General features: G+C 64.2%; 19 protein-coding genes. 3 read left to right on the top strand and 16 right to left on the bottom strand.

All coding sequences use genetic code 11. The features are described from left to right. Positions 1-65 precede the first annotated feature (65 nt). The 7 genes from IVB05_RS42490 to IVB05_RS42460 form a co-directional block, all read right to left on the bottom strand. Positions 66-482, bottom strand: a complete 417-nt coding sequence (locus tag IVB05_RS42490; RefSeq protein WP_247782128.1) for a helix-turn-helix domain-containing protein — start codon at positions 480-482, stop codon at positions 66-68. A 246-nt stretch (positions 483-728) separates the two neighbouring features. Beyond that, positions 729-2,315, bottom strand: a complete 1,587-nt coding sequence (lnt, locus tag IVB05_RS42485; protein WP_247782127.1) for an apolipoprotein N-acyltransferase — start codon at positions 2,313-2,315, stop codon at positions 729-731. A gap of 20 nt (positions 2,316-2,335) precedes the next feature. Next, the gene (locus IVB05_RS42480; protein ID WP_247782126.1) at positions 2,336-3,454 is read right to left on the bottom strand and encodes a hemolysin family protein; all 1,119 of its coding nucleotides are present in this window, start codon (positions 3,452-3,454) and stop codon (positions 2,336-2,338) included. Position 3,455: 1 nt separating this feature from the next. Then, complete coding sequence (gene ybeY / locus IVB05_RS42475; protein WP_247782125.1) at positions 3,456-3,998, bottom strand: rRNA maturation RNase YbeY; 543 nt, start codon at positions 3,996-3,998, stop codon at positions 3,456-3,458. Positions 3,999-4,060: 62 nt separating this feature from the next. Beyond that, a complete protein-coding gene (locus IVB05_RS42470; RefSeq protein WP_247782124.1) occupies positions 4,061-5,116 on the bottom strand; it encodes a PhoH family protein in 1,056 nt (351 codons plus the stop codon). A 4-nt stretch (positions 5,117-5,120) separates the two neighbouring features. Next, positions 5,121-6,557 carry a tRNA (N6-isopentenyl adenosine(37)-C2)-methylthiotransferase MiaB gene (gene miaB / locus IVB05_RS42465; protein WP_247782123.1) on the bottom strand — a complete coding sequence of 479 codons (1,437 nt, stop codon included), beginning with the start codon at positions 6,555-6,557 and terminating at the stop codon, positions 5,121-5,123. A 133-nt stretch (positions 6,558-6,690) separates the two neighbouring features. After that, positions 6,691-6,990 carry a hypothetical protein gene (locus IVB05_RS42460; protein ID WP_247782122.1) on the bottom strand — a complete coding sequence of 100 codons (300 nt, stop codon included), beginning with the start codon at positions 6,988-6,990 and terminating at the stop codon, positions 6,691-6,693. 148 nt (positions 6,991-7,138) lie between these two features. Here IVB05_RS42460 and IVB05_RS42455 point away from each other — a divergent pair, with 148 nt between their 5' ends. Next, entirely contained in the window at positions 7,139-8,311 is a 1,173-nt protein-coding gene (locus IVB05_RS42455; protein ID WP_247782121.1) for a tetratricopeptide repeat protein, read from the top strand. Between the two features lie 265 nt (positions 8,312-8,576). Further along, positions 8,577-9,656, top strand: a complete 1,080-nt coding sequence (locus IVB05_RS42450) for a tetratricopeptide repeat protein (protein WP_247782120.1) — start codon at positions 8,577-8,579, stop codon at positions 9,654-9,656. 176 nt (positions 9,657-9,832) lie between these two features. Here IVB05_RS42450 and IVB05_RS42445 read toward each other — a convergent pair whose 3' ends face one another. The 5 genes from IVB05_RS42445 to tsaB form a co-directional block, all read right to left on the bottom strand. Further along, positions 9,833-11,779 carry a glycosyltransferase family 39 protein gene (locus tag IVB05_RS42445; RefSeq protein ID WP_247782119.1) on the bottom strand — a complete coding sequence of 649 codons (1,947 nt, stop codon included), beginning with the start codon at positions 11,777-11,779 and terminating at the stop codon, positions 9,833-9,835. Between the two features lie 166 nt (positions 11,780-11,945). Then, a complete protein-coding gene (locus IVB05_RS42440; RefSeq protein ID WP_247782118.1) occupies positions 11,946-12,620 on the bottom strand; it encodes an HAD family hydrolase in 675 nt (224 codons plus the stop codon). Between the two features lie 19 nt (positions 12,621-12,639). Further along, the gene (locus IVB05_RS42435) at positions 12,640-13,089 is read right to left on the bottom strand and encodes a Fur family transcriptional regulator (protein ID WP_247782117.1); all 450 of its coding nucleotides are present in this window, start codon (positions 13,087-13,089) and stop codon (positions 12,640-12,642) included. A 52-nt stretch (positions 13,090-13,141) separates the two neighbouring features. Beyond that, positions 13,142-13,624: a ribosomal protein S18-alanine N-acetyltransferase gene (gene rimI / locus IVB05_RS42430; protein ID WP_247787396.1), complete on the bottom strand. Its 483-nt coding sequence runs from the start codon at positions 13,622-13,624 to the stop codon at positions 13,142-13,144. Next, a complete protein-coding gene (gene tsaB, locus IVB05_RS42425; RefSeq protein WP_247782116.1) occupies positions 13,624-14,322 on the bottom strand; it encodes a tRNA (adenosine(37)-N6)-threonylcarbamoyltransferase complex dimerization subunit type 1 TsaB in 699 nt (232 codons plus the stop codon). The genes rimI and tsaB overlap by 1 nt, the downstream gene beginning before the upstream one ends. A gap of 388 nt (positions 14,323-14,710) precedes the next feature. Between tsaB and IVB05_RS42420 the strand changes: the two genes are divergently transcribed. Further along, positions 14,711-16,318 carry a PAS domain-containing methyl-accepting chemotaxis protein gene (locus tag IVB05_RS42420; RefSeq protein WP_247782115.1) on the top strand — a complete coding sequence of 536 codons (1,608 nt, stop codon included), beginning with the start codon at positions 14,711-14,713 and terminating at the stop codon, positions 16,316-16,318. A gap of 119 nt (positions 16,319-16,437) precedes the next feature. Here IVB05_RS42420 and IVB05_RS42415 read toward each other — a convergent pair whose 3' ends face one another. From IVB05_RS42415 to murJ, 4 genes are all read right to left on the bottom strand, one after another. Beyond that, positions 16,438-17,007: a NifU family protein gene (locus tag IVB05_RS42415; RefSeq protein ID WP_247782114.1), complete on the bottom strand. Its 570-nt coding sequence runs from the start codon at positions 17,005-17,007 to the stop codon at positions 16,438-16,440. Between the two features lie 116 nt (positions 17,008-17,123). Then, positions 17,124-17,618, bottom strand: a complete 495-nt coding sequence (locus tag IVB05_RS42410) for a universal stress protein (protein WP_247782113.1) — start codon at positions 17,616-17,618, stop codon at positions 17,124-17,126. Positions 17,619-17,708: 90 nt separating this feature from the next. Beyond that, the gene (trpS, locus tag IVB05_RS42405; RefSeq protein WP_247782112.1) at positions 17,709-18,761 is read right to left on the bottom strand and encodes a tryptophan--tRNA ligase; all 1,053 of its coding nucleotides are present in this window, start codon (positions 18,759-18,761) and stop codon (positions 17,709-17,711) included. 67 nt (positions 18,762-18,828) lie between these two features. After that, positions 18,829-20,373, bottom strand: a complete 1,545-nt coding sequence (murJ, locus tag IVB05_RS42400) for a murein biosynthesis integral membrane protein MurJ (protein ID WP_247782111.1) — start codon at positions 20,371-20,373, stop codon at positions 18,829-18,831. Positions 20,374-20,420 lie beyond the last annotated feature (47 nt).

Genomic DNA, 20,420 nt, shown 5'->3' with positions numbered 1-20,420 from the left:
ATTTCGCACCGGGAAATGATGGCATATTCCAGAATACGAAATTCTCAAACCGGTGCGGATGAAAATCAGCGCGGGTCGGGGCCGTCGCGCGCCGCGATCTGCTCGACCAGCTCGACGATCGAGCGCCGCATTTTGGAATCGCCGATGCGCGTGAACGCGCGCGTCAGCGCGAGACCCTCTGATGTAGCGAGGAAATCGGACACATAGGCCGGGGAGGCGCCTTCGCCGAAGCCGTTGCCATTCACCGCGCCGCTCGGCCCGCCATCGAACAGAAACGACACAGGTACCTGCAATATCTCGGAGATCTGCTGCAGGCGGCTGGCGCCGACCCGGTTGGTGCCTTTCTCGTATTTCTGAACCTGCTGGAAAGTGAGGCCGAGCGCTTCGCCCAGTTTTTCCTGGCTCATGCCCAGCATGATGCGGCGCATCCGGACGCGGCTGCCGACATATTTGTCAACCGGATTGGGCGCTTTGGTGGACATCTGCATCGCTCCTGAGATCGCGCGCCGGGAATGAGGCAGTGGAAGGACTGTGCCTCAGCGCGCCGTGACCGTCATATCCTGCTCGAAGGATCGGGTAGAATTGCGGGACGATCTGAGCAATGAAGTGACTGGTTGTTGTTCTTGGCTTGCAACCGCAGAAAGCGAATCGCAGGCTGTCTGTCAACTGGTGGAACCGCGCAGAAAGCGTTTTTTAGTAAACCAGCAACAACCTGCGGCGCGTAAACATCAGGCAGCGTGCTTTGCAGCACGGCGCCTGACGATGACCAGCAGGGCGGCGGCCACGATCATGGCAGCCGGGATATCTCCAAGACGAGCATAAATCGTCGGCGGCAGCGACGACGGCAGGTTCGCATCCAGGACGCCTTCGATACCGAGGCCGAGCCGTGCGACAATCCGCCCCGACGGATCGATGACGGCGGAGATGCCGGTGTTGGCAGCGCGCACCATCGGCAGCCCTTCTTCGATCGCACGCAGCCGTGCCTGCTGCAGGTGCTGGTAGGGGCCCGTCGAATTTCCGAACCAGCCGTCATTGGTCAGGTTGACGATCCAGCCGGGGCGGTCGTCACGCGCTGCCACATTTCCGGGAAAAATCGCTTCGTAACAAATCATCGGTAGCGCGCGCGGCGCATTCGGTATCTCCATCGTGCGGCGTTGCGTGCCCGGAATGAAGCCGCCATGCACCTTTGTCAGTTGCACGAAACCGAGCTTTTCCATCCACTCCTGAAACGGCAAATATTCGCCGAACGGCACCAGATGCAGCTTGTCGTAGACCGACAGCACGCCACCGTCATGGTCGATCACATATATCGAGTTGTAGGCACGGCTGACGCGGGCGCCGGGCGATCCGTCCGGGGCGCGCACCGAGCCGGTCATCAGCACCGTGCCCTTGGGCAAGAGCTCCGCGATCTGCGCCATCGCGTCCGCCTCCCGCGTCAGGAAGAACGGGAAAGCCGATTCCGGCCAGATCAGGATCTGCACGTCGCGCACGCCGGTGGATTGCGGTCCCGAAGCGCGGTCGGAGAGCGCCAGGTATTTCTGCATCACCTCCGCCTTGGCGGCGTAGTTGAATTTGACGTCCTGCTGCAGGTTCGGCTGCATGATGCGCAGCTTGACCTTGGTCAACTCGGTCGGCTGCAGCGACAGCCGCAGGGCGCCGTAGACACCCATCGCCACCAGCAGCGATAGCGCCGCCACCGGCGCGATCCAGGGCTTTCGGCCGCGCGAAGACCCGTCGATCAGCGCCGCCGGGCTGGCAAAGATCGCGACGCTGAGGAAGGTCATGCCCCACAGCCCGATCAGCGACGCCGTCTGCGCCAGCGCCAGCGGCTCCGACAGCGCGTAGCCGAAGGCATTCCAGGGAAAGCCCGACAGCACATAGCCGCGCAGCCATTCACTGACCGTGAGCCCGATCGCGAGCGCCAGCACCCGCGAGGCATCCCGGGTCCAGATCAGGCGCGCCAGCGCGAAGCCGAGCGCCGGGAATAAGGCAAGGTAGGCCGGCAGGCCGAGCACTGCGAACGGCATCAGCCAGGCGAACGTCGGCGCATCGACCAGAAAGGCGTTGCCGGTCCAGTAAAGCCCGGGCACGAAATAGCCGAGCCCGAACCAGAAGCCCGACATCGCCGCCGCCGGCACGCCGCGCCGTTTTCCGGCCGCCGCCCCGTCGATCAGCCAGACCACGATCGGAAAGGTCACAAACAGCACCGGCCAGGCATTGAACGGCGCCATCGCAAGCACCGACAAGGCGCCCGCGACCAGCGCGATGAGCGCGCGCTTCCAGCCCCAGGCCAGGATGATCGAAAGTCCCGCCATACGGAATTTGCTGGTTGGGATCACTGCGAGCCGGCTCCATCGCCGGGGGTCGGCGGTGTATTGTCATTGGTCGGCGGCGTGGTGGTGTCGGGCGCGGCCTCGCGGCGGCTTCGCTCGCGCGTCGGGCGCGCCGCCGGGCGTTCTTTCCGAATCCCGATCCGCAGCCGCTTGACCCGCCGCGGATCGGCATCGAGCACTTCGATCTCGAAATTGCCCGGGCCCGCAATCACCTCGCCGCGCACCGGCAGGCGGCCGACCTGCGCCACCAGATAGCCACCCAGCGTCTCGACTTCTTCGCCGGCCTCGCCGGTGACGAATTCCTCGCCGATCATCTTGCGGGCATCCTCGAGGCTGGCGCGGGCGTCGGCGATGAATGCATTGTCGCCCTGCCGGATGATCGACGGCGGCTCGTCGCTGTCGTGCTCGTCGTCGATCTCGCCGACGATCTGCTCGACGATGTCCTCGATCGACACCAGCCCGTCGGTGCCGCCATATTCGTCGACCACCAGCGCCAGATGGATGCGCGAGGCCTGCATCTGCGCCAGCAGGTCGATCGCCCGCATCGACGGCGGCACATACAAGAGCTTGCGGATGATGTTGGCCTCCGCCAGCGGCAATGCGAGGTCGACCGCGCGCAGGTCGAGGCCCGCCGGGAACGGCTTCTTGCGCTTCGGCTTGGTGGTATCGCCGATCCGCGCCTTCGCGGTCATGAACGCGAGGAGGTCGCGGATGTGAACGATGCCTTCGGGGTCGTCGAGCGTTTCGTTGTAGACCACGAGCCGCGAATGCGCCGCGCTTTCGAACAGGCTCATTAGTTCGCCGAGCGGAATATCCCGCTTGACCGCGACGATGTCGGCGCGGTGCACCATCACGTCGGCGATCCGCCGCTCGTTGAGGCCGAGGATGTTGCGCAGCATGGTGCGCTCGATGGCGGAGAAGCCGACATCGTCAGGGGTGGAGGCGTCGAGCACGACCTGGAGATCGGCGCGGACCGATCCTGCCCTCCAGCCGAACAGCGTGCGGATCGCGCGCATCAGCCAGCTGTCGGAGGTCGGACGCAGCACCTCGCCTTCCTGCACCACCACCGGCAGGTTGGGGGTGTCGCGTGGGTTGTCCTGTATCGGGTCGGAGTCCGGCATTTCAGTCCATCCGCTCCCGGTCCGAATGCGGATCTCGATCCGCATAGGGATCCGGAATGCCGAGTTGGGCGAGAATCTCCCGTTCGAGACCTTCCATGGCTTCGGCGTCGTCGTCCTTCTCGTGATCGTATCCGATCAAATGCAGGAAGCCGTGGACCGCCAGATGGCTGAGATGGTGATCGAACGGCTTTTCCTCGTCATCGGCCTCTTTCCGCGTGGTCTCATAGGCGATGGCGATATCGCCGAGCATGCGCGGCGCGTCGGCAGGTGCGCCCGCCGTCGGCTGCAGCGCCGGAAACGACAGCACGTTGGTCGGCTTGTCGATGCCGCGCCAGTTGTTGTTGAGCGTGCGGATGCCGGCATCGTCGGTCAGCATGACCGCGAGCTCGGCCTCGCCGACATCGGCATCGGCGATTTCGGCCGCCGCCTGGATGGCGCGATGGATCACCGCCTCGGCTTCCGGCTCCGTCTGCCAGCACTCGGCGACGACGAGAACCTCGGTAAGGGGAAGGGCGGACGACACGGGCGTTCCAGCGCTTTGCATTTCAGAGTTCGGGTTACGGCCGGGAGCTGCCTGCAGCAGGTCCACGGCCGAAGATTGTTGGGTCAAGATTTTCCGGTTGCCGGTTTCTGCGGCAATCCCTCATAGGCGGCGACGATCCGCGCCACCAGTTCATGGCGGATGACGTCTTCCGCGGTGAATTTCACCTGCGCAATGCCCTCGACGCCGTCGAGCAGCTTGACCGCTTCGGCAAGCCCGGAGGCCTGTCCGTTCGGCAGGTCGACCTGCGATGGATCGCCGGTGATGATCATGCGGCTGTTCTCGCCGAGCCGCGTCAGGAACATCTTCATCTGCATCGAAGTGGTGTTCTGCGCTTCGTCCAGGATGATGACGGCATTGGTCAGCGTCCGCCCGCGCATGAACGCCAGCGGCGCGATCTCGATCTCGCCGGCCTGCAGCGCGCGCTCGACGATGCGCGAATCCATCAAATCGTACAGCGCGTCGTAGATCGGCCTCAGGTAAGGATCGACCTTCTCCCGCAAGTCGCCGGGCAGGAAGCCGAGCCGCTCGCCGGCCTCGACCGCGGGCCTCGACAGGATGATGCGATCGACTTCCTTGCGTTCGAACAATTGCGCGGCATGCGCCACCGCAAGCCAGGTCTTGCCGGTGCCGGCGGGGCCGACGCCGAAGACCATCTCGTGGCGCTTTAACGCGCGAATGTAGGAATCCTGCGCGGCGGTACGCGCCCGCACCGGGCGCTTGCGCAAATTGATGGTCTCGAACGAGGACTTGGCGGCCTTGGCGTCGAACTCGAACAGCGAGCCCTGTGCGAGCACGGCGCGGATCGCGCCTTCGACTTCGCCCTGCGAGAGGTCATGTCCCTGCAAGGCCTGTGCATAGAGCGTCTCCAGCACGCGCCGCGCGGCGTCGCAGCCGTCGCGGGAGCCGGCGATGGTGATGTGGTTGCCGCGCGAATCGACGACGACGCCGAGCCGCCGTTCGACCAGCGCCAGGTTTTGCCCATAGGGGCCGACGAGCGCGGAAGCGGCGCGGTTGTCGTCGAAATCGATGACGACCTGGGTCTCGGGCGGAATTTGCATGTCGCGGTCAAATTTGCGGCTGGGAGCGAGCGATGGTGAATCCGATGCGCTTTTTGGCAAGGGTTCAGGCTCCCTGAGTTTCTTGAGAAGAACTGGTTTGTTGAGAAGAATTGGTCATGGTCGAAAGCGTCGAAGAGACTGGCCGCGCGGCAGCGCCGGCGAGTTCGCCGAGCAGGCTGTAACGCTCGAGGCTCTCGATTTTGACCGGCAGCACCTGTCCGATGATGTCAGGTGAGGCAAATACATGCGCGGGCTGGAGGTACGCGGTGCGGCCGACGATCTGGCCGGGGTTGCGGGCCGCGCGTTCGAACAGCACATCGACGGTGTTGCCAATCATCGCCTTGTTGAAGGCCGATTGCTGGCTGTCGATCAATTCCTGAAGCCGCACCAATCGCTCGTCCATTTCAGCCGCTGACACCGTCTCCTGCATGTCCGCCGCCGGCGTGCCGGGCCGTGGCGAATATTTGAACGAATATGCTCCAGCGTATCCGATTTGCATGACAAGCGCGAGGGTCGCGGCGAATTCTCCCTCGGTTTCGCCGGGGAAGCCGACGATAAAATCCGAAGAAAAAGCAATATCTTGGCGCGCGGTACGGAAACGGTCGATGACGCGCCGATAATCATCGGCGGTATGCTTGCGGTTCATGGCGGCGAGAATCCGGTCGGAGCCGGATTGCACGGGCAGGTGGACGAACGGCATCAGCGCGGCGAGATCGCGATGCGCCGCGACGAGCGAATCGTCGACGTCGCGGGGATGGCTGGTGGAGTAGCGAAGCCGCACGATACCTTCGATTTCGGCGAGATGGTGCAGCAGCCTGCCGAGCGGCCAGGTCCGTCCGTCGGGGCCTTCGCCATGATAGGCGTTGACGTTCTGCCCAATCAGCGTGATCTCGCGCACGCCGTTATCGGCGAGCCGCTTGACGTCGTCGATGATCTTCGCCACCGGGCGCGAGACTTCCGCGCCGCGCGTATAGGGCACCACGCAGAAGGTGCAGAACTTGTCGCAACCTTCCTGCACCGTAACGAACGCGGAGATGCCGCGCGCGCGGATCGCCGCCGGCTTGGGGGCGGGGAGGAAGCCGAACTTGTCCTCGACCGGGAATTCGGTCTCCAGCGCGCGGCCTTCGCTCTTCGCGCGCGCCAGCAATTGCGGCAGATGATGGTAGCTCTGCGGCCCGACCACGACGTCGACCGTCGGCGCGCGACGGATGATCTCCTCGCCCTCGGCCTGTGCGACGCAGCCCGCGACCGCGATGCGCATCTCGCGCCCCTGGCGCGCCGCCTCATCCTTGGCGGCGCGCAGCCGCCCGAGTTCGGAGTAGACCTTTTCGGACGCCTTTTCGCGGATATGGCAGGTGTTGAGGATCACCAGGTCCGCATCCTCGGCGCTGTCAGTCTCGACAAAGCCCTCGGGAGCCAGCGTATCCACCATGCGTTGCGCATCGTAGACGTTCATCTGGCAGCCATAGGACTTGATATGCAGCTTGCGCGGCGGCTTCATGGAACCTGAGTGCGGGTGGAAAGGCGCCCTGACGGCGGCTGGGGCTCAGATATAGCCTAAATGGCCAAAAAGCCAGTGTTGGGCCCGTCATTCCGGGTTCGGGCTGCGCAGCGCCCCGGAATGGCGGGCAGGCTCAGTTCGCATTGCCCCAGAGATCGAACAGTTCGGGCGGCGGAACCTCCACCCACTCGTTGCCGAGGTTGATGCGGTAGGGCGTGCCGGCCGATGCGGACAGCTGCCACAATTTTGGATCGACGGGGCGGCCGTTGGCGCGCACCCATCGCGCGATCGGCTCGAGCGCCGCCGCCTGCTTTGCAGGCGCCAGGGTAAATCCACCAAGCATCACGAAGCGCAATTGCCTGTCCGAGGCGAGCCGTTCGATGTCCGAAGGCGTCAGAATCGGATCGTCGCCGAGATAGCCGCCGATCGTCATGACGGGCAGGCCGGTCTGGATAATGAGCGGCGCGGCGACGTTGGCGGTGAGGGCGAGGCGATTCGTTAGAATCTTAGCGATTGTGTTGAATGGAATTTGAGCGCGGAGGTGGTATCTCGGGTCGTATCGGAACCGGGGATGAAGATCGATGCACCACCGCAATGCCCTCGTCGTCGCATGGGTCCTTGGCGCGATGTCGTCAGCATCAGCTGTCGAATGCACCATGGGTCAGGTTGCGATCGACTCGGCGTCGGTCATCACGCCCTGCGGTGAACTGCTCGCCGCGCACAACTTGTCGGATCGCGACCGCGCACAGGCGCATTTCGTCCGCGGGCGCGGCTATCACCGCACGCAGCGTCTCAATGAGGCAGCCGAAGACTACCGCGCGGCCTTTGCGCTCGATCCGAAGAACGAGGAAATCCTCGTCTCATGGTCGAATGTCGATCTGCGCCTGCGGCGCATGGACGATTACAAGAGGCGGGTCGAGCAGGCTTATGCGCTCAATCCGAAGAATCCGCGCGTGCTCAGGACGGTCGGCGCGCTGCTGTTTAACTTCGGGGAGGGCGACAAGGCGTTCGAGTTCTACAGCAAGGCGATCGAGGTCGATCCGACCGAGGGCTTCGCGCTCTATTATCGCGCGCGCGAATATCGTTTCAAGCGCAAATTCGCGGAGGCGATCGCGGACGCGAGTGCGCTCCTCGCCGTTTCGCAGGCCGGGCTCAACGACGCGCGGAGCTTTCTCGACGAGGACGGGATCGTTCGCGATTTCCGCGTCAAGGCGCTGCTTGAGCGCGCCTATAGCTACCAGGATTCCGGTCGGCTCGATCTTGCCGAAAAGGACTACGACGCGGCGGTCGATGTCGGACGTTCGGCGCCTGCGCTCGCCGCACGGGCGCATTTCCTCGGCTTCTACGTCCAGCGCAAGGACGACGCACTGCGCGACCTCACCGAGGCGGTGCATACGGAGCCGCGGAACTCCGCTGCGCTCTATGAGCTCGGCATTTCACTTGCGGGATTCAAGCGCTTTGAGGAGGCTTTCGCGGCCTTCGATGCCGCCGTGACGGCGCGCCCGGATTACACGAGAGGCCTGGTCATGCGAGCACGCATGCACCGCCAGTTCGGCCGCACCGATGCGGCGGTGCGCGACCTGAAAACGGCGGTCTCGCTGGATCGAACGGACTTGGACGGGTTAAGGGAATTGAACGGGTTGATGAACGCGCTACGCCACGCCGGCTACTGGAGCGAGCCGGGACTGCCGAGCGGACAAACGCGGGACCTCGATGACGCCATGCGTGCCTGCATGATCGATCCCCAATGCTAGCCGAGGACAGAATGCAAAGCAGAGCCGTATTCGTCGTTGCCTTCCTTCTTCTTTCCAATGCCGCCGCGCTCGCGGAGAGTCGGTCGGCCTGCCAATCCATGCCGCGGCCACAGGCGAGTTCGTGCGACACGGCGGTCTTGCCCGGCACGCTGCGGAGCGAGGGGCCATTCGCGCAGGCATTTGCACCTAGCCTGTGCCGACGGAGTGCGCCGCTCTGCACCAGCGCGATCAACTACTCCACCCGGCAGCATTGGGCGTCGAGCCAATGATCGGTCGTCTTGTGCTCGTTGCGTTCGCGCTCGCGCTTGCCTCGCCCGCCTTGGCGAGGGATCCCATCGGCACGGCCGGCGCGTTCCGTTCGGTCGGGTGGGCGCAGTGCCGTGCGCCGTACGAGGAATGGAAGCAAGGCGCCTGCGACCCCGCGCCGGTCGATGCCACGCTGTCGGGCTCGTCGCTCGCGCGCGCTCATATCGAGCGGTCGGTTGCGTTGCTTGCGCAGACGCGCACGGAGGAAGCGCTCAAGGCGGTGAATTCGGCGGTGGCCATCGATCCGACGAATGTTTCGTCACTGACATTTCGCGGGCGACTGCTCTCGACGCTGCTGAAGCTCGATGCGGCCGAACGCGACCTCAATGCCGCCCTGATGATCGAGCCGACCAATCCGGTGCTGCTTGCCTCGCGCGCGGAGGTGCTGCTCAACGCCGGGAAGGAGCTCGATGCGCTCGCGGACATCACGGCGGCGATCGCGCAGCGGCCGGACGACACCGACATGCTGTGGATCAAGGCGCGCATCCACATGAGCCGCGGTCAGGTCGATCTCGCGGAGCGCGACCTCGAGCATGCGGTTTCGCTCGACCCGAGCGATCGCCGCACACGGCTAATGAAGGCGCAGGCGCAGTTTCGCCTCGGACAATTCGAGGGCGCGGTCGATGACGCGACGCAGGTGCTCGCAATTTCGGTGAGCGATCTCATGGCGCGTGAGACACGGGCGCTCGCACTGATCGCCCTCAATCGGCCGGCGGAGGCGATCGAGGACCTGAATGTGTTGCTCGGCGCGCCCGGCCAGCCGACGACCGCCGTCGCCTTGCGCCACAATCGCGAGATCCTGTTCCAGCGCGCGCTGCTGCTGGCGCAACTCGGCAAACGCGAGGAGTCCAACCGCGACATCGAGGTGCTGATGCTCTCGGGCGGCAAACAGGCGATCCTGCGTGTGCAACTCTACCTGCGCCGCAACGGCTTTCCGGACGTGCGCATCGACGGCGAGCGCGACACTGATTTCGACAATACGCTCAGGAGCTGCGTGCTCGACCGCGCGTGCGGTCGCGGCATCACGCGGCACATTTGAGCGCCCTGCGCCGATCGAGTCGCATTCACCTGTGAAGTCGCCCTCCAGATGTCCGAAGCGCATTCAGGCGGGGGCCGGATAGATGGCGACTCGGACAGCCGGAGCGCACCTGCCAGTGCACCCGCCATTATGGCCGGGCTCAACGCGTGGAGAGAACGTCTGAATGATGGGCAGGCTCAGTTCGCTTTGCCCCAAAGGTCGAACAGTTCGGGCGGCGGAACCTCTACCCATTCGTTGCCGAGGTTGATGCGGTAGGGCGTGCCGGCTGATGCGGACAGGCGCCACAATTTTGGATCGACGGGGCGGCCGTTGGCGCGCACCCATCGCGCGATCGGTTCGAGCGCCGCCGCCTGCTTGGCCGGCGCCAGGGTATATCCGCCAAGCATCAAGAAACGCAGTTGCCTTTCCGCGGCCAGCCGTTCGATGTCCGATGGCGTCAGGATCGGATCGTCGCCGAGATAGCCGCCGATCGCCATGACGGGCAGGCCGGTCGAGATGATGAGCGGCGCGGCGACGTTGGCGTTGGGAACGGCGACGAGAAACTTTGCGGTCTCACGATTGGCGATCAGGTAATTGGAGAGCTTCTGGCGGGCGGCTTCCAGCCGCGATGTCCGTAGTGCCACACGCTCGGTATCCGATGGCGCGAGCAGGGCGGTCATGTTGGCGACCGGCGCTGCGATGTTGGGGCGCCTCAGAACGACGCTTGCGGTGGTCAGGATCGGCGCAACGAGCAGCGCGCCGATGGAAGCGCCCGCGAACAGTTTTGCGAATCTGCTGCCCTGCTGCGGCAACGCATAAAGGGTGGCCGCGCAAATCGTGGCGATCCCGATCGACGTCAGCCATGTCAGGCTGAGCCAATCGGATCCGATTCCCTCTGATGGCGCCATGCAGAGATAGAGTTGCCAGACGGCCGTGGTCACGATGACCAGCGGCAGGTATATCCGCCCCGGCTTGCCCGCTTTCCACCTCGACCACAGCCCGGCGACGGCGATGCCGGAAAACACGGCGAGTGGCGGACCAAGCACGGCGACGTAGTAGGTGTGGATCAATCCGCCCGCAAAGCTGAGCACGATCCAGTACATCACGAGCCAGCCGGTCCACACACCGGCACTGATGCGGCGTGACACGGGCGTGCCCGCGCCCCATGCATCCGACCAGGCGAGAACAAGGCCCGCGAGCGCGAGCGGCAGCAGCCAGGCGAACTGTGCGGCTGCCCGCGGCCGAAACAGACGGAGAGGGCCGACAGGCGAGTCGTCGGTCATAACGGGCTGCCGGACTTCCGCAGTTGCGGGCGCCGTCTCGCCGGAGGCCGCGGAGTTTGCCGGCTTGCCTGCGGGCGCGGACATCGCAACGAAGCGGGCCGCGCCATTATGCACCAATGCAAGCTCCAGCATCGAATTGTGTTTGGTGCTGCCCGCATAGGGCCGGTCTCGAACCGACGTGAGATCGAAGAAGGCCGCCCATGACAGCGATACGGCAATGAGGACGATGCCTGCGATGGCTTGTCGCTGGACATGCCAGGTGACGGGGGCGCCCGGCCGGGCGAGGCTGAACGTCAAGGCCAGCACGGGAGCCAGCACCAGCGCCGTTCCCATCTTGACGTTGAAGCCGATGCCGATCGCGGCCATCGCGGCGCAGAATGTCGTGAGCCGGCCGGTTTCGGCTGCTCGCATCCCCAACCACACGGCTGCCAGCAGCACCAGGATGAGGCAGCTCTCGGTATTGTTGGACCGGTCGACGGCGACATTGATCGGGCTCAGCGCGAGCGACAGCGCGGCGATAGCCCCAGCCGTCCCGCCCCAATATTTCCGCACCAGAATGTAAACGAAGAGAATCGCGGCCAATCCCGCCATCACCTGGGCGGCCATGATCGAAAGCGCGCTAAAACCGAGCAGCTTGGCGCTGGCGACCTGCAGCCAGATCGCCACGGGCGGCTTGTCGATGGAAACAAAGCCTGCGGGGTCGAACGCGTTGAAGATGAAATTGTGCCAGCTATCGAGCATGCTGCGCACGCCCGCGGCGTAGTATTGCCTTCCAAAATCGTTCTGCAAAAGCTGCCAGGTTCGCGCAAGCACAGCCACCGCCGCAACGAGCGAGAGCGGCAAGGCTGCCTTAAAGATCAAGGCCGTCTTCCATATTTGGCTGTCGGGTAATCTTGGGATGCGCCGCTCCCCTCGCGCAGGTTCACCTGAAACTATCACCTGCGGGTTTCGCGGCCAGTTAACTCGCGGCAAGATTGTTGATCGGATGTCGGCCGGCGACGCCGGACTTCAACCATGCGATGCGGGACTAACCGGCCTTTCGACCGATGCGTGCAATCAGATCGGGCAGTTGCCGCATATCGTCGAAGGTCAAGGCGGCACCAGCGGCGCGCAGCATCTCGGCATGGCCCGGCTGACAATGGCTGCCGCCGTAATAGCCGAGCACGGTCATCCCGGCGGCGCTGCCGCCGGTGACGCCGGGAACGCTATCCTCGATCACCAGGCACTGGGCCGGTTGCACCTTCATCTGTTCGGCGGCGAACAGAAACAGATCGGGCGCCGGCTTGCCGCGGCTGACCTGTGTAGCGGAGAAAATATGCGGCGCGAGTTGGTCGTAGAGGCCGGCGCAGGTGAGGCCGTGACGAATCTTTTCGGGCGTTCCGCTGGAAGCGACGCATTTGGGCAGGCTTATCGCGGCAATCGCCTCGCCGACATGCGCGATCGCCTGCAAATCGCCCTCGTAAAATTTCAGCGTGGCCGCCTTCACCTGTTGTTCGAAGTCATCAGGCAGCTTCCGGTCGATCTCGCGTTCGATCGTTTGGCGCGCCTCGCGGTCAGACACGCCGAGAAAGCGAACGAGCACCTGTTCGGAAGTGATCGGATAGCCATGACGGGTCAGCGTTTCGGCATGGGCGCGGCATGAAATGACTTCGCTGTCGACCAGCACGCCGTCGCAGTCGAAAATGATGAGATCGAAATTCACGAAAAACGATTCACGAAAACTACGTTTTGTCTTCGTCGAGCGGGACGCAATACAGTTCCAGCCGGTGATCGACCAGCTTGTAGCCGAGCTTGCGGGCGATCTCGGCCTGCAATTTCTCGATCTCCTCGGAGGTGAACTCGATCACCTTGCCGTCGCGCAGATTGATCAGATGATCGTGATGGCTGTCGGGCATCTGCTCGTAGCGCGCCCGGCCCTCGCGGAAATCGTGCCGCTCGATGATCCCGGCGTCCTCGAACAGTTTTACGGTGCGATACACCGTCGAAATCGAGATCTTGTCGTCGACCGCGACACAGCGCCGGTAAAGTTCCTCGACGTCGGGATGGTCGACCGAATCGGCCAGCACGCGCGCGATCACCCGGCGCTGTTCGGTCATGCGCATGCCGGTGGCGGCGCAGCGGGCCTCGATACCGGTATTTTTATGCGCAGGCGGGGATTTCAGTGCGGGCATGGTCTCTGGGCCTTCGGACGCAGGTCGGGGGTCTTTTGCCACCCGGCGCACATTACGACAAGTCACGCCGCATCAGAAGCGCATTCAATTGCTCGCCGCCCGGCTGCTGATAATAGCGTTCCCGGCGGCCAACGACCTCAAATCCGGCCCATTCATACAGGCGCCGCGCCGGCTGATTATTTTCTTCAACCTCGAGGAACACCTTGCGTACGCCGCGGCCCGCGAGATGACCGAGGTGCGTCAGCAACAGGTTGCGTGACAGGCCGCGGCCACGTTGGGTCGCATCGATGGCGATCGACAACAGCTCGGCCTCGTCGGCAGCCATGCGCGACACGGCAAAGCCGATGACCTTGCGCCCCTGTCTGAGCCGGTGAACGAGCGTGTTGCGCTCGGTCAGCATGACCTCGAATTCGCCCTCGCCCCAGCCGCGGTGAAATGATGCGCCATGCAGTTGCGCCAGGCGCGCCGCGTCGCGCGGGTTGGCCGGTTCGATCACGGCCGTGCCGCCGCTCCACCAATCGGAGAACCATGTCATCATGATGCCGGCGGCTGTGCTGCGCCGGACAGGGGATCCTTCGGCGGCTTGGCATCGGGCGCGCGCAGATAATAGGGCCGTGCCGGTGAACTCTCGGGACTGACCGCGGCGCCCAGCCACGCCACCCAGGCGATATCGGGTGCGGCCTGCTGATCGATCTTGAAGGGCGGCGCTGCATCGGCCGGCCAGCGGTCGGCCAGAATCTTCGCCGCGTTGCCGACCAGATGTGGCGCACCGAAGCGTGCCGCGTCGAGCGCTTCCGCGATCGGCGCGACCTTCGGCTTGATCAGTGCACTACCGTCGCCGCCGAGCACCTGGAAATAGACATGATCATGCCGCGCATCGATCGCGGCGATGACAGGATGAGGTTCGCCATTCTCGCTGACGATGGGGGCGGCAAACGCGGTCAGTGTCGTCACGCCGACGACCGGCTTGCCGGCGGCGAGCGCAATGCCGCGGGCGGCGGAAAGGCCGACGCGCAATCCGGTAAAGCTGCCGGGACCGGTCGTCGCGGAGATGCGGTCGAGCGCGGCAAAGGCAACGCCTGATGCCTTCATCACGCGCGCGATCAGCGGCATCAGGGCTTCGGCATGGCCGCGCTTCATCGGCTGCGATTCCTGCGCGATGACGCCCGCGCTGGTGTCGAGCACGGCCGCGGCGCAGGCATCGAGCGCGGTATCGATTGCGAGGATGAGCATCGGGCTACCCTATAGCGTTTTCGAGCGAAGTGGACACCGGTTCGCGTCAAGAAAACGCGTCAAAACAAGAATCTAGAGCCCGGTTCTGATTCGATCAGAACCGAAAAAGGGGCTCTGGAGATTCCCATACTGATTGGAAGATTTCTTCCCCGATTTGGCGCCGGTTCGGCGCCTCCGATGGGCAGCGAAAACTCGTTCCCGATTTTCGAGACCTGAGCGACGGATGCAACTTCTGGGAGGGCAAGTCATTGAAAACAAAGGGAATTAACAAAGAATTAGCCATCTGGTGCGACATTCGTCCACGGGGAGACTACGGGTCAATAGCGATCCGGACGACGCATTTTCGGCAGCTAAAGCCACGCTCGTCCCCGGAACCGGAGGATTTTTTATGCCTTTGTGGAAAAGCAGTTCTGCGGCGCGTGAGGCGCTGGCGCAAGCGGTCGCCCTCAGCAAGTCGCAGGCGGTGATCGAGTTCAACATGGACGGCACGATCGTCACCGCCAACCAGAATTTCCTCGACACGATGGGATATCGGCTCGACGAAATCGCGGGCAAGCATCACCGGATGTTCGTGGCGCCGGAGCAGCGCGACAAGCCGGACTATCATGCGTTCTGGGCGAAGCTCAATCGCGGCGAATATCAGGCCGCCGAATACAAGCGCGTCGGCAAGGGCGGCCGGGAGGTGTGGATCCAGGCATCGTACAATCCGATCCTGGACAGCGCCAACAAGCCGGCCAAGGTCGTCAAGTTCGCCACCGACATCACCGAGCGCAAGATCCGCAGCATGGAGGATGCCGGCAAGATCGCGGCGATCGCCCGGGCGCAAGCCGTGATCGAGTTCAATCTCGATGGCACCATCATCACGGCAAACAATAATTTCCTTGGCGCGCTCGGCTACTCGCTCGCCGAGATCCAGGGCAAGCATCATCAGATGTTCGTGGCGCCAGCCGAGCGCGACAGCACGGCCTACCGCGAATTCTGGGCAAAGCTCGGCCGCGGCGAATTCCAGTCGGCCGAATACAAGCGCTTCGGCAAGGGTGGCAAGGAGGTCTGGATCCTCGCGTCCTACAATCCGATCCTCGACGACGCCGGCAAGCCGTTCAAGGTCGTGAAGTTCGCCTCCGATATCACCGAACAGAAACTAAAGACGGCGAATTTCGCCGGACAGATCGAAGCCATCGGCAAGTCACAGGCGGTCATCGAGTTCGGCATGGACGGCCTGTTCATGCCGCACGAGGCGCGCGACAGCGACGGCTATCGCGCGTTCTGGGCGGCTCTGAATCGCGGCGATTTCCAGTCGGGCGAGTATGAGCGGGTCGGCAAGGGCGGCCGGCAGATCTGGATTCAGGCGTCCTACAACCCGATCCGCGACCTCAACGGCAAGCCCTACAAGGTCGTGAAATACGCCACCGATACCACGGCGCAGGTGATCGCGCGGATGCGCAGCGAGAAGGTTCGCGGCTTGATGGAGACGGTCGCCGCCGGCGCCGAGGAGCTCAACGTGTCGGTGCGCGAAATCTCCGAGGCCATGGCGAAGTCGAAGGAAACGGCGCACACGGCCGTCGGTCGCGTCGAGGCCGCCGACCAGCAGGCGCAGCGCCTGACGGAGGCGTCGGAGTCGATGAGCAGCATCGTGCAGCTGATCGGCGCGATCACCGGCCAGATCAACCTGCTGGCGCTGAACGCCACGATCGAATCGGCGCGGGCGGGTGAAGCCGGCCGCGGCTTCGCCGTGGTTGCGTCCGAGGTGAAGGGCCTCGCCAATCAGGCCAAGCAGGCGACCGACAAGATCGAGCAGGAGATCGGCAATCTCAACGGCATCTCCGGCGATGTCGTTGCGGCCCTCAACTCGATCAAGCAGGCGATCCAGGATGTCAGCGAGTATGTGACGTCAACGGCCGCGGCCGTTCAGCAGCAGAGCGCGGTGACGAGCGAAATGTCCGAAGGCATGCAGCGCGCCGCCGCCGAGGCCGCCGGCATCGGGCAGGCGGCGTAATCGTCGTTGCGAGCGGACATGTAAGGTGGGCAAAGCGAAGCGTGCCCACCATGCGACGACGTGGATAGATAATGGTGGGCACGGCGCGAGCGCGCCTTTGCCCACCCTACGACACCAACTTACATCGGCCGGACTTCGACCACGTCGGGCACGAAGTGCTTCAGCAGGTTCTGGATGCCGTGCTGCAGCGTCGCCGTCGAGGACGGGCAGCCGGCGCAGGAGCCTTTCATGTTGAGGTAGACGACGCCGTCCTTGAAGCCGCGGAAGGTGATGTCGCCGCCGTCATTGGCCACGGCCGGCCGCACCCGCGTCTCGATCAAATCCTTGATGGTCGCGACCGTATCGGCGTCGGCCTCGTTGAAGAACTCGCCTTCCTCATCGGCCGCCTCGTCGTTGCCCGCGGTGCCGTCCGCCAGCAGCGGCGCGCCGGACATGTAGTGCTCCATGATGGCGCCGAGGATCGCGGGCTTGAGATGCTGCCAGTCGCCATCCGCCTTGGTCACGGTGACGAAATCGTAGCCGTAGAACACGCTGGAGATGCCGGGCACACCGAACAGCCGTTCGGCAAGCGGCGAGCGGGCGGCGGCTTCGCGATCGGAAAATTCCATCGTGCCGGTGTCGAGCACGGTACGGCCCGGAATGAATTTCAGGGTGGCGGGATTGGGCGTGGCTTCGGTCTGAATAAACATGGTTTTTCTCCGGCGTCGCCGGTTCAAGGCCGGCGCGTGGGCTTCCCATAGCAGATGGCGACCGCCAGCGCACCGTCAAGGGGCGCAAACCTGCAATTCTGTAAGCGTATCAAGCCTTAAGACAGGCCGTCGATGTCCGAATCGCTCAAATCGCCGGGAACGATGACGACGGGAATCGGGAACGAGCCCGCGACCTGCGCCATCATGGTGATCAGCGGGCCGGGGCCCTCGGGGCCTGGATTGGCCGCCAGCACCAGCATCGAAATATCGACGTCCTTGTCGATCACGTCGAGGATCTGGGTGGTCGGGTCGCCCTCGCGAATCACCCGCTCCGGCGTGATCGCGGCAATGCCGTTGGCGCGCCCCGAAGCGCGGTCGAGCGCCTCGTTGGCGGCGTCCTCGGCCTCGGCGCGCATCAGGTCGGCTACTCCGAGCCATTGCTGGTTCTGGTCCTCGATGGCGATGATGCGCAGCATCACCACGCCGCCGCCGACGCGAACAGCCCAGCGGCTGGCGTAATACACCGCGCGGTCCCATTCCGCGGTGTCGTCAACGATGACAAGGCATTTTGGCTTGTGACCCGTCTCGTAGCTTCGTCGCTGGGTGGTCATGCATGTCCCGGTGCTGCGCCAAACCGACGCATGCTGCCACGGCGCAGCCGCCTTCGACAAGCGGCGTCGCTGTTCTCTTTCGACGGCGAGCTAGCTCTTTCGGATGAACCCGACGATATCCCTGGCCGCCCGCATGGTTTCATCGGCGATGACGCGGGCGCGGTCGGCGCCGTCGACCAGGATCTTGTCGACATGGCCGGGGTCGGCCACCAGCCGTTTCATCTCGGAAGCGATCGGCGAGAGTTTTGTGACGCAAAGTTCCACCAGCGCGTTCTTGAAGCTGGAGAACTGCCCGCCGCCGAATTCCTTCAAAACGTCGGCCTTGCTGCGCTCGGAAAGCGCCGCATAGATGCCGACGAGGTTGTCGGCCTCGGGCCGGCTCTCCAGGCCCTTTTCTTCCGACGGCAGCGGTTCCGGGTCGGTCTTCGCCTTGCGGATCTTTTGCGCGATGGTATCGGCGTCGTCGGTCAGGTTGATGCGCGAATTGTCCGACGCGTCCGACTTCGACATCTTCTTGGTGCCGTCGCGAAGCGACATCACCCGCGTCGCCGGGCCCGTGATCAGCGGTTCCGGCTGCGGAAAGAACAGTCCGTCATCGGAGCCATGGCTGCGGATCGAATCGGCAAAGTCATTGTTGAATTTCTGCGCGATGTCGCGCGACAGCTCCAGATGCTGCTTCTGGTCCTCGCCAACCGGCACATGCGTGGCGCGATAAAGCAAAATGTCAGCCGCCATCAGAACCGGATAGTCATAGAGACCCACGGACGCGTTCTCGCGGTCCTTGCCGGCCTTCTCCTTGAACTGGGTCATGCGGCTCAGCCAGCCGACGCGCGCGACGCAATTGAAGATCCAGGTCAGTTCGGCATGGCCGGTGACCTGGCTCTGGTTGAACACGATGTGCTTCTTCGGATCGATCCCGGCGGCGATGAAGGCCGCGGTGACCTCGCGGGTGTTGCGGGCGAGCTCCGCCGGGCCGCCCCAGACGTCGACGCCTTGCGTGATCGCGTGCATGTCGACGACGCAATAGATGCAGTCATGGGTTTCCTGCATCTTCACGAAGTTGACGATCGCGCCGAGGTAATTGCCGAGATGCAGATTGCCCGTCGGCTGGACGCCCGAAAATACTTTTTCAACAAAAGCCATAGCCAGCTTCCCGAAGATGCCTGTTTCGCGCTGTCGTTTGCCACGCAGAGGCTATTGGCGCAAGCCGCTAGGCCTTTGTTTGCCTGACGGCGTTAACCGCCTCGCGCCAGCCGGTGACGCCGAAAAGCCTTAAGAACAGGCCGTAAATCGCAATTCCCGCCGCAATCACGGCAAGCCACAGGACGGCCTGCACAAACCCGTGCGCGCCTGAGGTGAGGGCCGGCAGCGACCGTGTCGCCAGCCACAGCAGCGCGCCCATGGCGAGCGCGGATAGCACGATGCGCGGCAGCCGCCGTCGCGCTTCCATATCGATCGAGAATCCAAAAGTCTCCGCGCCGCGGCGGATCAGGCTGAACGCCATGCTCCACGCGCCGAGCGCAATTGCGGCAGCAATGCCGTCAGCGCCGTACCAATGGCCGAGCAGGAAGGCCGCCGCGATCGCCAGCACGACGCCCTTCAGCGCTGATACCAGCGGCGTCATCGTATCCTCGCGCGCGAAGAACGCCGGCGACAGCGCTTTCACCAGCACATGCGCCGGCAGCGCCAGCGTCAGCCACATCAGCGCGCGCGCCGTCGCCTTTGTGTCATCGGCGGTGAAGGCGCCGTGCTCGAACAGCAGTCGCACGATCGGCTCGCTCAGCACCATCAGGCCGAGCGTGGCCGGCAGCGCCAGGCCGACCGCGAGTTCGAGGCCGCGCGATTCCGCATGCGCAACGCCGGCGTGGTCCGCACCGCGTACCGCGCGCGTCAATTCCGGGATCAGCACCGTGCCCATGGCGACGCCGACGATGCCGAGCGGCAGTTCCACCAGGCGATTGGCGAAATAGAGCCACGATACCGCCGAGGGCGACGACGAAGCGATGATCGCGCCCGCGACCATCAGCAGCTGCGGCGCGCTTGACGCCATCATGCCGGGTGCCGCCTTGCCGAGAAAGCCGCGTATTTCCGGATCGAATGAAATCCGCAAAGGTCCGGCGATGTTGCCGCCACGGCGCAGCACCAGCACCGATAGCTGTAACAGTCCGGCAATGCCTGTTGTCGCGGCGACGATTTGGGCTGATTGCACCGCATCCGGCCGTATGGCGAGCAGTGCGACCATCACCGCGATCAGCGCGATGTTGAACAACAGGGGCGAAAACGCCGTCAGCGCAAACCGGCCCTGCGCGTTCAACAGCGCCATCATCACGGTCACCGGCCCTGCAAAGGCGAGGTACGGCAGCATCAGGCGGGCATTGCCGGTAGCGAGTTGCAGCGTCTCGCGTCCGGAAAATCCCGGCGCCAGCGCCGTCATGACGAGCGGCATCACCAGCGCGAGTACCGCTGTGGCAACGATCAACGCGGCGGTCACCGTGCCGAGCACGCGGCCCGCAAACGCCGCCGCGGCGGTCGCCCCATCGGTTTCACGCACCCGCAGCCATGCCGGCACCAGCGCCGCATTCAGCCCGCCCTCGGTCAACAGCCGCCTGATGACATTGACCAGCTGAAACGCCGCCAGAAACGCATCCGCGACGGCGCCAGCGCCGAGCAGCGCCGCCAGCGCCGAATCGCGCACGAATCCAAGCAGCCGCGAGGCCAGCGTTCCCGAGGATACCGTGAGAAAGGAGCGGATCATTGGAGGGCTGTATAGCAGCCGATTGCCTTGCTGGCAGCAGTGCTAAT

Source organism: Bradyrhizobium sp. 170 (genome assembly GCF_023101085.1).
Taxonomy (GTDB): Bacteria; Pseudomonadota; Alphaproteobacteria; order Rhizobiales; family Xanthobacteraceae; genus Bradyrhizobium.
Note: the sequence above shows the minus strand (reverse complement) of the source record. Positions and strands in the feature narration are given on the sequence as shown.